Origin of the sequence: Microcoleus sp. Pol7_A1, from assembly GCF_036701085.1 — a bacterium.
Lineage (GTDB): Bacteria > Cyanobacteriota > Cyanobacteriia > Cyanobacteriales > Microcoleaceae > Microcoleus > Microcoleus asticus.
This window is the reverse complement of the sequence record NZ_JAUBQD010000032.1, coordinates 66,813-77,699: the sequence shown is the minus strand read 5'-3', so window position 1 is coordinate 77,699 and position 10,887 is coordinate 66,813. Positions and strand designations below refer to the sequence as shown.

The following is a 10,887-nucleotide window of genomic DNA, read 5'->3' as shown; positions in this document are numbered from 1 at the left end:
TTTTGCCAACAATAGCTCAAAACCTTTGCCCCACTTGTTTTGAGTATTTATACTTGTCGCAAAAGTGACACGCTCCCCATCCTCCCGCGTCCGCTTGTCGCTCCAAAACTCGTTTTTGTACAAATCCATCAAGTCGGAAACCTGGCTGTCATTCAAAGTTTCGACAATTCGGTAGTTATCCATTTTATCGGTCATACTCTACTTTACCGTAATCTAGTTTAATTGCGCGGTCGGCTAAATCAAAATAGCGGTCATCGTGACTAATCACAAAAACCGTTTTCCCCCGCCGCTTCAACTCCGGTAGCAACTGCTTGTAAAAAATATCCCGGAAAAACGGATCTTGATCCGAAGCCCATTCATCAAACAAATAAATCGGTCTATCCTCCAAATACGCCGTCAGCAAAGCCAGCCGCTTTCGCTGTCCCTGAGACAAAGCCGTAGTTGACAAAACTCCATCTTTCACCTGAACTTTATTTTCCAAATGAAACTCTCGCAAATATTCAGCAGCCTGCTTGTCCAAATCGTGATTAGTCATCCCCAAAAGCCTTTCAAACAGATAGAAATCCGAATAAATCGCAGAAAAATGCTGCCTGTACCACTCTCGATTTTCCTCAGTAATCGGCTGGCCATCTAGGATAATTTTTCCCGATTCAGGAATATACAAACCAGTGATTAACTTAGCTAAAGTAGACTTACCGCTGCCATTCCCGCCAATTATAAACACCAATTGACCGGGATGAAACTTCAAATTAAGCTCGCCCAAACTAAAATTGCTGTCTTCTTTTTCTCCCGGATAGCTGTGAATTACTCGATTTAACTCCAGCGTCTCCCACTGAGCCGTGTCCGGCAGTTTAACCGTTGAAGTTATCTCAGCTTGACTCGCCAAAGCCAATCCCATTCTCTCTATCTTTTCCACAGAAGTATTAGCACGAAAAAGCGCCGGCAACCTTTGCAAAATATTGTTAAACGGAGACATCAAATAGGTACTTGTCAGAATGTAAGCTGACAAAACCGGAGTTGAAACAGGCACAAATTTGGGTAAGACAAATAACAACAAACCCATCAGCATAAAAAACAGCAACTGCCCAACTCCCATCGCAACTGCACCAGTATTCAAAGCAGTCACGTTATAATTGCGGGAAGCATCAGCACTCCCCTGCAATTCTTCCGTAAAAAACTCTTGGCGGCGCAAGGAATGCAGTTTTAGTTCCTTAATTCCATCAGTAATACTGCGAAAATGCTTAAACAATATATCTTGTTCTTCTCTAGCTAAGTCGAAGAATTTCCGCATTTTATTGAGCAACAACTGCACCGTGCCAATCGTCAGCACCATAAAACAAAATACAACAACAAAAACTGTACCTGAAATCGTGCTTAAATAAGTTAAACAGCCGATAACAACGGCGATATCAACACAGAGAAAAGGAATCAAAAATATAGTATTAGAAAGCGTTCCCACATCATCTGTGAGAGTTGCCAGCAAGCGGTTAGCGCCCAACTCTTCCAAATTCCGCAAAGGAGTAGACAAAATGCCACGGCTCAAACTCAGCCGCAGATTGTAAACAGCTTCTTGAGAAAGGTAGATTAACAAAAATTGCGAGATGACTCCGGCGACGAGAGCCAAAACTGCTAATCCGGCAAAATACCAGACTAAATTCTGATTTGAATTGTCGCTAATGGCGCGGTTGATTAGAGCAATTAACATAGCGCTGCAACCGCCGCTGATTAAGCCTGTCAGTATGGCGATGGAAACATTTAACCAAGAAGCTTTTAACAGTAACCAAATTACATTCATAGAAGTTTATTGAGGTTGATTTTTGACGGTAGTCAGAGCTCGATCGCACCCTTACCTATTTTGCCAATTTTTTCCAGATTTAGGGGCAACCACGGGGGGATTGCCCATACAAAAAACTATATATGGACACTCTGCGTCCATGACTGTCTATTTGGCAAATTTTTTCCAAAAATGTCCTCATCTTCTCTACAGATAGCGCGACTGATTAGGAACGAAAACTTTAAATCTTAATCCCGGTAGCGTAAATAAAATAGCTTTCTGTCACCTTAACTTCGGCTTTAAACCCGATTTTAGCTAATTTTTCTAAAAGCGAATCCTGCTGGTAATAAACTTTAAAAACTTGAAATTCTCGACCGTCATTTAACTTGCGATTTTGGCAAATACTGGTTTCATCCTTCAGAATATGATTTGTGGCTGAAGATGTTTCTTCAAATAAAGAGTCAACGATAAATACTTGTCCCCCAAAGCGAACCGATCGGTAAACTTTTTCCAAAAACTCATCCACTAAAGTTGGGGGTACGTGAGAAAGCCAAAAAGCAAAGAAAACTAGATCGTACTCGCGATCGGGTTCCCATGAAAATAAATCGATCTGTCGGTAAGTAACTTGAGAAGCATTTAGCTTTTGGCGGTTAATTTCGATAACTTCTGGCGCGGCATCAAAAGCATCGAGTTCCTCGCCCACCTGCAAAAGTTCAGCAGTCCAAATACCCGTACCGCAAGCCAACTCTAAAACACTTGCAAATTTGCCAAGTTTATGTAAAGCACTTTTAACAACGGCAACCTGATTAAACCAACGCTGGTTAAATTCCGCTCCGCGATCGTAACGACCTATTCTGTAAAACCATTCATCATATTCGCTAGCTCTGGCACGGTAGTAATCAACTTGTTCTTGGAGGCTTTCTGGGATTGTCATGTTCCTTTCCTAATAGCTATATTTTGGTTTGCCAGTCATAAAGTTAAGCTTCGCATCCCCCACTAGGATGAATTTCATTCCTGTACTTCCGTTTCTTGGGTTTCAAATACAACCAGCTCATAAATATCGAGCATGGACATTTGCACTTCCATTGAAGCGAAGGAAACTATTGCTGATTCTCCCTCATATTCCCGAAACAACCATTCATTTGATTCTGTTTTAATATATTGTGCGACTAAAAACTCAGATTGATAGACTAACACATATTCACGGAATTCAGGGATCGATCTATAAAACCGAAACTTATCCTCCCGATCGAAATCCTTGGTAGACTTAGAAAGCACTTCCACAATCAGCACAGGATTGAGTATTTCATCTTTCCGTCCCTCTGTGCAAACTAATTCTCCTTCAACTACCATCATATCTGGATAAGTCCCGCGTCGATACCGAGGAATCCACAACCGCAAATCGCTCATAAATGGTCTGGCATTCTTTCCCCGCAAAGCAGATTTTAAGAACGCATAAATATTACCGATTATCTGGCTGTGATTAATACTACCACCACTCATTTGTACAATTTCTCCATCCCGGTATTCATTTCTAAACTCAGCAGTTTCCTCTAACTCCCGGTACTCATCTGGAGTATAAAACTTTTCTTTACTTTGTACTAACATGGTTGCCTCTGTACTAACTTTTATCTGCGTTTATCTGCCTACATCTGCGGTTAAAAATCATACTTGACAGTATATCACAACAAAAAAGAAACGCCCAACTTCACAAAGTTAGGCGCTTTTCAAGATTGCAAAACCAGGTAAACTTAATCCCGGTGAGACAACAAATTAGATTCAACTTTTGCAGCCGAAATCGGTACAACGTGACTCAATGCTGACTGCAACAGGGTAGTTTTGGTAACAGAATCGTTTGCTAAATTAAACAAAGGATTAGACAAAATTCCTGCCAAACTGGTCGCAACTAAGGTGAGTACAACGCTGACCTGCAAAGGCCGCATTCCCTGAAGGTTCCAGCGAACTTCGGGATAATTTTTTACCGCGTCTGACATCTCTTGAGGTTCCTTCACTACCATCATCTTAACAACGCGGATGTAGTAGTAAATCGAAACCACAGTGGTAATTAATCCCAGGATAACTAAGCCGTAAAGTCCAGCTTGCCAGCCTGCCCAGAACAGATAAATTTTGCCGAAAAATCCAGCCAGGGGCGGAATTCCGCCGAGAGAAAGCAGGCAAATACTCAACGTTAAAGTTAGCAGCGGGTCTTTTTGATACAAACCCGAGTATTCGCTAATTTGGTCGGTTCCAGTCCGCAGGGAGAACAGAATGATGCAGGCGAAAGCGCCCAAGTTCATGAACACGTAAACCAACAGATAAAATATCATGCTGGAGTAACCGGCTTCTGTGCCTGCAACCAAACCAATCATTACAAAACCGGCTTGGGCGATCGACGAATAAGCCAAAAGCCGCTTCATGCTAGTCTGGGCGAGGGCAACCACATTTCCCAACACCATGCTGAGAATGGCTAAGGCCGTGAATACGAAGTGCCACTGTTCGGTAAGTGCGGGGAAAGCAGTTGTTAACAAGCGGATTGCTAGGGCAAAACCGGCTGCTTTGGAACCGACAGAAAGGAAAGCAACAACGGGTGTAGGAGAACCTTCGTAAACGTCAGGAGTCCATTGGTGGAAGGGCACAGCAGAGATTTTGAAGGCGATTCCGGCGATCGTAAAAACCAAAGCAATCACTAAACCGAGAGATTGACCTTCATTTACAGTAGAAAGGCTAGCCGCGATCGCACTCAGCTTAGTTTCGCCGCCAGACAACCCGTATAGCAACGAAAGCCCGTAGAGAAACACTGCCGAAGAAGACGACCCAATTAACAAATATTTCAAAGCAGCTTCATTGGAACGCGGGTCGCGTTTTGTGTAACCCGTCAGCAAATAAGACGAGATACTCAGAGTTTCCAACGAAATAAAAATCATCACCAATTCATCAGCGCCGCTGAGGAACATTCCCCCCAAAGTAGCGCTGAGCAAAATGCCGATAAATTCCGCTAAAGCAGTACCCGTTTGCAGTACATAGCGGACGGATATCAAAATAGTGACAGCCGTAGTCAAAGCGATAATTCCGCGAAACAGTAAACTCAAGGCATCGCTGTTAAAACCGCCCAGAAACGAGATGGTATCCGTGTTATCCCACTGCAAACATAAAGCAGCGACGGCGGCCAGCAAACCCGCAACGGCAACGTAGGGAGTCCAACCCGAGGAACTGCGGCCTACGATTAAATCGCCGACGAGAACAACCAAGAGGGTGATGATGACAATTCCCTCCGGTAAGATAGTTCCAGCATTTAGCTGGGCGGCAAGAGTAGCAAAATCCATATTTTCACGCAGGTTGGGTAGTACAAGCCGCAAAGGCTGTAATGGGCAGCGAACTCGTAAAAATTCTTTACCAAACACAGATTGTAGCGGATTAGAGCTTCGCGAGCCGAGTTGGGCGGGTGTTTGTTGCGGGGGAGTGGATACTCGGTAGCGGTTTTGCATACATTTGCGGGCATTGTAGAGATTGCTGACCGAAAGCATCCAGGATACAAGCCCCCGGATTCATCCGTCCAGAAATAAAAAACCTGTATCCGATAAAGGAGCCCCCGAATTTATCCGTGGGGTCAATCCTTCAATTCTTTAATCTAAAATCTAAAATCTAAAATCTAAAATCGATTGACTGATGTCACCGGCGGCTATCGTCGCGATCGACCATAACTGCCACAATGTAGAAAGTTAAACCAGTAATTCGGCATGACTGACTCGCTAAGTGCCTACAAACAGCAGATTCTCAATGACTTCAACAACCGCCGCGACTACGAGAATGAATTTCACAAACAGGCTGCAACTCGGTTAGTAAAATTGATAAAAGTGCGATCGAGCCAGCAAGTTCTAGATATCGCCACCGGAACAGGTTTAGCGGCGATTGCGGACGATGCACTTAGGTCGATCGGGCTTAAGAAAATATGAGTCGCCTTTTCTACACCAGGAATGCTCTATATAGTATGTCTAAACCACTCAATTGCATCTGTATTTTTATTATTACTTGCTGGCTGCTGTTTGCTTGTCATTTTCGGGAGCCTCTAAAAGTAAAACGTCCTCCCCTAAAAGTATCTTGTGTTCCTTTTGTTGGCTATACACCTCTCATCATTGCTCAAGAGAAAGGATTCTTCAAAGCGCAAGGAATAGACGTGGAACTGAGCTATGTAGACTACTCACAATTGCAAGACGCGGATTTCAGTGCAGGGAAGTATGATGGGATCGGATTGACCTTGGGAGATTTTATGATCTTGAGCGCCACAAATCCTGATATGCAAGCTGTGATGGTTGTGGATGAATCGACAGGTGCAGATGTGGTAGTCGCGCAATCGGAGATTAAAACAATCCCTAACTTGAAAGGAAAAAAACTTGGTACACATCTAGGCAGTTTTAGCGAAGTCTTCGTTACTGAGATGTTGAAAACCTCTAACCTGACGAGCGATGATGTTAGGCTGGTTAAAGTCGAGGCTTTAGAAGTTCCTGAGCGCTTACAAAACAATACTATCCAAGCAGGACACACTTGGGAACCGCATCTTTCTGAAGCATTAAAATTAGGGGCAAAAATTTTGTTTACAAGCAAACAAACCCCAGGCTTAATTTTAGATTTGCTCGCGTTTCGGGGTGAGACCATACGCGATCGCCCCGAAGATATTCGCGCCTTTGTGCGAGGCTGGCTTCAAGGCTTGTCATATTGGGAAGCAAATATTCCCGAAGGAAACGAGATCGTGAGCAAAGCGTTGAATATTCCCAGCCAGACAATCTCTTTCGAGGGAATAGACCTGACTGACTTTGCAGAAAATCAAAAGTTCTTTCAATCAGACAGTCCTAATTATATCTACAAAACCGCCAATAAGTATGCGGACTTTTTTATTCGCGCTGGCAATGTGACGCGCCTTCCCAATCTAGAAACCTTGTTCAATTCTTCTTTCTTAGCCCCCCCTCCTAGTCTGAAACCATGAAGCGCACCTTTTTCAACAGCATCTTTATTATTATTACCTGCTGGCTGCTGTTTGCTTGTCATTCTCCGGAATCTCTAAAAGTAAAACGTCCTCCCCTGAAAGTAAGTTTTATCTCTTTTGTTGGCCATAGACCTGGCATCATTGCTCAAGAGAAAGGATTCTTCAAAGCGCAAGGGATAGACGTGGAACTGAGCTATGTAGACTACTTACAATTGCAACAAGCAGATTTCAGTGCAGGGAAGTATGATGGGATTGGATTAACCTTGGGAGATTTCATGATCTTGAGTGCCACAAATCCTGATATCCAAGCTGTGATGGTTGTGGATGAATCGACAGGTGCAGATGTGGTAGTCGCGCAATCGGACATTAAAACAATTCTTAACTTGAAAGGAAAAAAACTTGGTGCAAATCTAGGCGGCTTTAGCGAAGTTTTCGTTACTGAGATGTTGAAAATCTATAAGCTGACGAGCGATGATGTTAGGCTGGTTAAAGTTGATGGTTTAGACGTTCCCCAGCGCTTACAAAACAATGCTATCCAAGCAGGGCACACTTGGGAACCGCATCTTTCTGAATCATTAAAATTAGGAGGGAAAATTTTGTTTACAAGCAAACAAACCCCAGGCTTAATTTTGGATTTGATCGCGTTTCGGGGTGAGGCCATACGCGATCGCCCCGAAGATATTCGCGCCTTTGTGCGAGGCTGGTTTCAAGGCTTGTCATATTGGAAAGCAAATATTACCGAAGGAAACGCGATCGTGAGCAAAGCATTGAATATTCCCAGCAATACAAGACCTTTCGAGGGAATAGACCTCACTGGCTTTGCAGAAAATCAAAAGTTCTTTCAATCAGACAGTCCTCATTATATCTACAAAACCGCCCAGAAATATGCGGACTTTTTTCTTCGCGCTGGCAATGTGACGCGCCTTCCCAATAATCTAGAAACCTTGTTCAATTCTTCTTTCTTAACCCCCCCTCCTAGTCTGAAACCATGAAGCGCTCCTTTTTCAATAGCATTCGTACAAAGTTAATCGTGTCGTTTCTCGTCGTTGCTCTGATTCCATTGCTGCTGTTAGCATTTATCGACAAACATACAACTGAAAATGCCTTGACCGACAACGCACGACAAGCCCTATCTGCAGCGGCTAACGAAACCGCTTACAGAATAGATGGGTTTATTAATGGGAATCTCGATGCCGTGCGCGTAGAAGCGATTTTACCAGGTTTGGCCGCCTATCTGGGCCTACCTCCAGAACGGCGAAATGGTAGTCCCCAAGAGATGTTAGCGACTGAAACCTTAACCCGGCTCAGTCGCAAAGATATGCTTAATATTATCTCCTATGCCTTGCTCAACTTACAGGGACGGAATGTACTCGATACGAATACACCGGATGTTGGACGAGATGAATCCGGTCAAGATTACTTCCAAGAACCGCTCAAAACTCAACGACCTTTTGTTTCTAGTATGAGGCAATCGCCGACAATTCCCAACCTCGTTACGCTTTTTTTTAGCAGTCCTGTTCGCGATGCGAAGGGAAATATATTGGGTGTATTGCGGGTGACATACAATGCCACATCTGTCCAGCAGTTGGTGACTAGGGAAACTGAACACGCAGGTGCGAAATCGTTAGCAGTTCTTTTAGATAATCACTATATTCATCTGGCACATAGCACTAAACCCGAACTCCTTTTCAAATCGATTGTGCCTTTGTCACCCAATGTTGTAGCGAAACTGCAACGCGAAGGGCGTTTGCCTAAGAATCTAACGAAAGAACTTGCAATCAATTTGCCCGACCTCAAGCAAGCATTAGACACTAAACAGCCTTATCTAACCACACGATTGGCAGCTACTGGTAATAATGAGTTGAGCCTTTTAGCGATCGCCCACCTGAAACGTCAACGTTGGTCAGTCGTTTTCGCACAGCCGATTGCCGTTGCCCTAGCACCTGTAGAAAAACAAATACGCGATGCACTTCTTTTATTAGCAATCATCGCCGGAATTGTAACTATCATCGCTTTTGCGATCGCACAACTATTAACAAAGCCTCTGATTGACCTCACCCAAGCGGTTGCCCAGTTTACGGCGGGTAACTTAGACATCCGTGTGAAGATGCGATCGCAAGACGAAATCGGTCTGCTGGCACGATCCTTCAACAGCATGGCGAGGCAACTAAAAGAATCCTTTGAAACCCTCGAAGACAAAGTTAAAGAACGAACAGCAGAACTCGCTAATGCTAATCAAGAAATCATTGCCCTCAACGACAAACTCAAAGTAGACAACCTCCGCTTAGGTGCAGAATTGAATGTGGCGCGTCAGATCCAGCAAATGATTTTGCCCAACCCTGAGGAACTGGAAATTGACGGACTAGATATCGCCGGATACATGGAACCCGCCGATGAAGTAGGAGGTGACTACTACGACGTGCTACAGATCGATGGTATTGTCACACTGGCTATCGGTGATGTCACCGGACACGGCCTGGAAAGCGGCATTCTGATGCTGATGGCGCAAACCTCAGTTCGCACTCTGCAAGAGATTCGTGAACTCGACCCCGTTCGATTCCTGGATGTACTCAACCGTACCCTCTACAAAAACGTGCAGCGCATGAATTCTGAAAAAAGTCTGACGCTGGCGATTTTGAGTTACTCCGAAGGACTTATCAGCATCAGCGGTCAGCATGAAGAAACGCTAGTGGTGCGAAAAAATGGAGAGGTTGAGCGCATCGACACGATGGATTTAGGCTTGCCGATCGCTTTAGATGATGATATCGCACGCTTCATCAGTCACATCCTGATTGAGCTAGAACCTGGAGATGGCGTGGTGCTATATACCGATGGCATTCCAGAAGCCTATAACATCGGCAAAAAGCAGTATGGACTTAAGCAACTCTGTGAAGTCATCAGTCAAAATTGGCACAAGTCTGCTGCAGAAGTTAAGGATGCGGTGATTGTAGATGTACGGCAACATATCGGTAAGCAGAAAGTGTTTGATGATATTACGTTGCTAGTCTTTAAGCGGCAGGCGGACGTTACTGAAAAGGGAAATTTAGTTAATAATATCAGTTATCAAAAAAAATGCTACAATCAAGCTGAAAGTTTGAGGAATACTTTATGAAAGTAAACTACCAAGAAAGAATTGATTTAACAGCAGACGAGTTAAAAAAAATTCTGTCGCAGGAGCGAACTCTAGCTAATCGACAAAAAGTTCAGGCACTTTATTGGTTAAAAGCTGGAGCGAGTCAAAGCCTTACAGATGTAGCTGAACGTTTAGGTGTACATAGAATTACTGTACATAGATGGTTAAAACAATATATGGCGGGCGGTCTGCCAGAACTGTTAAAAATACGCCAACCAACTGGTAGACCCCGAGTAATTCCCTCAGCGGTAATAGCCGGACTTTCACAAAAATTAAGTGAAGAATCCTGTGATTTTAAGACTTATAAAGAAATTGGTCAATGGGTAGAAGATAACTATCACGTATCAGTTAAATATCAAACATTACACAAGCAATTACACTATCGCATGAAGGCCAAATTAAAGGTATCGAAGCCTGTGAATAACGAAAAAGCTCAGGATGCCGACATCGAGTTGAAAATAAAAAAAACTCAAGAAAATTCCTCAAAGTAGCTTGATGGTTAGAGTCTACTACCGCAAATCCAGCAAAAAAATAAACTCAAATATTGGTTTCAAGATGAAACGAGAATAAATTTGCTTAAAAACAATTGAAAAAAACAAGATTACAGCTTTTGGAGTCAAACCAATAGGTAAAGTGAAATGGAGTTTTCTCATGCTATTATTTATATGGACAGTTCCCCCACAAAGCTGATAAATACTATACATCAACAAATATCTAAGTCAAGACCTCAAACTTGCTGATTTAGCTGCATTGCTAGGCATGAGTAACTTTTAATTTAGTCATCTGTTCAAAGAGGCGATCGGCAGGGCTCCTGATAAATATCTGCTGCAACAGCGGATATTGATAGGGCAAAGCAGTTGTTAAAATAAAAAGAGCGATCGATTATGGAAATTAGCTTAAAGTGTGGGTTCAATAGCCGCAGCCATTTGAGTAAACAGTTTCGGCAGCTTACGGGTATGACTCCTACAGCTTATAGAACTCATTGTTAGCTGGCGGGTT

10 protein-coding genes and 1 pseudogene are annotated in these 10,887 nt (G+C 43.4%); 6 read left to right on the top strand and 5 right to left on the bottom strand.

The window, feature by feature from the left end:
- The 5 genes and pseudogenes from QUA20_RS18570 to QUA20_RS18550 all read right to left on the bottom strand — a co-directional run.
- Positions 1-183, bottom strand: a pseudogene (locus tag QUA20_RS18570) (hypothetical protein); the annotation flags it as partial.
- A gap of 1 nt (position 184) precedes the next feature.
- Complete coding sequence (locus QUA20_RS18565; RefSeq protein WP_333190551.1) at positions 185-1,795, bottom strand: cyclic peptide export ABC transporter; 1,611 nt, start codon at positions 1,793-1,795, stop codon at positions 185-187.
- A 220-nt stretch (positions 1,796-2,015) separates the two neighbouring features.
- A complete protein-coding gene (locus QUA20_RS18560; RefSeq protein ID WP_333190550.1) occupies positions 2,016-2,708 on the bottom strand; it encodes a class I SAM-dependent methyltransferase in 693 nt (230 codons plus the stop codon).
- 74 nt (positions 2,709-2,782) lie between these two features.
- The gene (locus QUA20_RS18555) at positions 2,783-3,382 is read right to left on the bottom strand and encodes a Uma2 family endonuclease (RefSeq protein WP_333190549.1); all 600 of its coding nucleotides are present in this window, start codon (positions 3,380-3,382) and stop codon (positions 2,783-2,785) included.
- Between the two features lie 143 nt (positions 3,383-3,525).
- The gene (locus QUA20_RS18550; protein ID WP_333190553.1) at positions 3,526-5,097 is read right to left on the bottom strand and encodes an NAD(P)H-quinone oxidoreductase subunit N; all 1,572 of its coding nucleotides are present in this window, start codon (positions 5,095-5,097) and stop codon (positions 3,526-3,528) included.
- Between the two features lie 414 nt (positions 5,098-5,511).
- On the opposite strand from QUA20_RS18550, the gene QUA20_RS18545 reads away from it, so the two are divergent.
- The 6 genes from QUA20_RS18545 to QUA20_RS18520 all read left to right on the top strand — a co-directional run bounded on the left by QUA20_RS18545 (position 5,512) and on the right by QUA20_RS18520 (position 10,877).
- On the top strand, positions 5,512-5,727 hold the full coding sequence (locus tag QUA20_RS18545) for a hypothetical protein (RefSeq protein ID WP_333190548.1): 216 nt from the start codon (positions 5,512-5,514) through the stop codon (positions 5,725-5,727).
- Between the two features lie 35 nt (positions 5,728-5,762).
- The gene (locus tag QUA20_RS18540; protein WP_333190546.1) at positions 5,763-6,755 is read left to right on the top strand and encodes an ABC transporter substrate-binding protein; all 993 of its coding nucleotides are present in this window, start codon (positions 5,763-5,765) and stop codon (positions 6,753-6,755) included.
- A complete protein-coding gene (locus tag QUA20_RS18535; RefSeq protein ID WP_333190544.1) occupies positions 6,752-7,747 on the top strand; it encodes an ABC transporter substrate-binding protein in 996 nt (331 codons plus the stop codon). The genes QUA20_RS18540 and QUA20_RS18535 overlap by 4 nt, the downstream gene beginning before the upstream one ends.
- Positions 7,744-9,867, top strand: a complete 2,124-nt coding sequence (locus QUA20_RS18530; protein WP_333190543.1) for a SpoIIE family protein phosphatase — start codon at positions 7,744-7,746, stop codon at positions 9,865-9,867. Before QUA20_RS18535 ends, QUA20_RS18530 begins: the two co-directional genes overlap by 4 nt.
- A complete protein-coding gene (locus QUA20_RS18525; RefSeq protein ID WP_333190542.1) occupies positions 9,864-10,379 on the top strand; it encodes a helix-turn-helix domain-containing protein in 516 nt (171 codons plus the stop codon). Before QUA20_RS18530 ends, QUA20_RS18525 begins: the two co-directional genes overlap by 4 nt.
- Positions 10,380-10,772: 393 nt before the next feature.
- Entirely contained in the window at positions 10,773-10,877 is a 105-nt protein-coding gene (locus QUA20_RS18520) for an AraC family transcriptional regulator (RefSeq protein WP_333190541.1), read from the top strand.
- The last annotated feature ends 10 nt before the right edge of the window (positions 10,878-10,887 follow it).

Excerpts from the sequence above, each read along its gene's own strand:
- QUA20_RS18565 (WP_333190551.1), bottom strand. The coding sequence starts at position 1,795 with ATGAATGTAATTTGGTTACTGTTAAAAGCTTCTTGGTTAAATGTTTCC.
- QUA20_RS18560 (WP_333190550.1), bottom strand. The coding sequence starts at position 2,708 with ATGACAATCCCAGAAAGCCTCCAAGAACAAGTTGATTACTACCGTGCC.
- QUA20_RS18555 (WP_333190549.1), bottom strand. The coding sequence starts at position 3,382 with ATGTTAGTACAAAGTAAAGAAAAGTTTTATACTCCAGATGAGTACCGG.
- QUA20_RS18550 (WP_333190553.1), bottom strand. The coding sequence starts at position 5,097 with ATGGATTTTGCTACTCTTGCCGCCCAGCTAAATGCTGGAACTATCTTA.
- QUA20_RS18545 (WP_333190548.1), top strand. The coding sequence starts at position 5,512 with ATGACTGACTCGCTAAGTGCCTACAAACAGCAGATTCTCAATGACTTC.
- QUA20_RS18540 (WP_333190546.1), top strand. The coding sequence starts at position 5,763 with ATGTCTAAACCACTCAATTGCATCTGTATTTTTATTATTACTTGCTGG.
- QUA20_RS18535 (WP_333190544.1), top strand. The coding sequence starts at position 6,752 with ATGAAGCGCACCTTTTTCAACAGCATCTTTATTATTATTACCTGCTGG.
- QUA20_RS18530 (WP_333190543.1), top strand. The coding sequence starts at position 7,744 with ATGAAGCGCTCCTTTTTCAATAGCATTCGTACAAAGTTAATCGTGTCG.
- QUA20_RS18525 (WP_333190542.1), top strand. The coding sequence starts at position 9,864 with ATGAAAGTAAACTACCAAGAAAGAATTGATTTAACAGCAGACGAGTTA.
- QUA20_RS18520 (WP_333190541.1), top strand. The coding sequence starts at position 10,773 with ATGGAAATTAGCTTAAAGTGTGGGTTCAATAGCCGCAGCCATTTGAGT.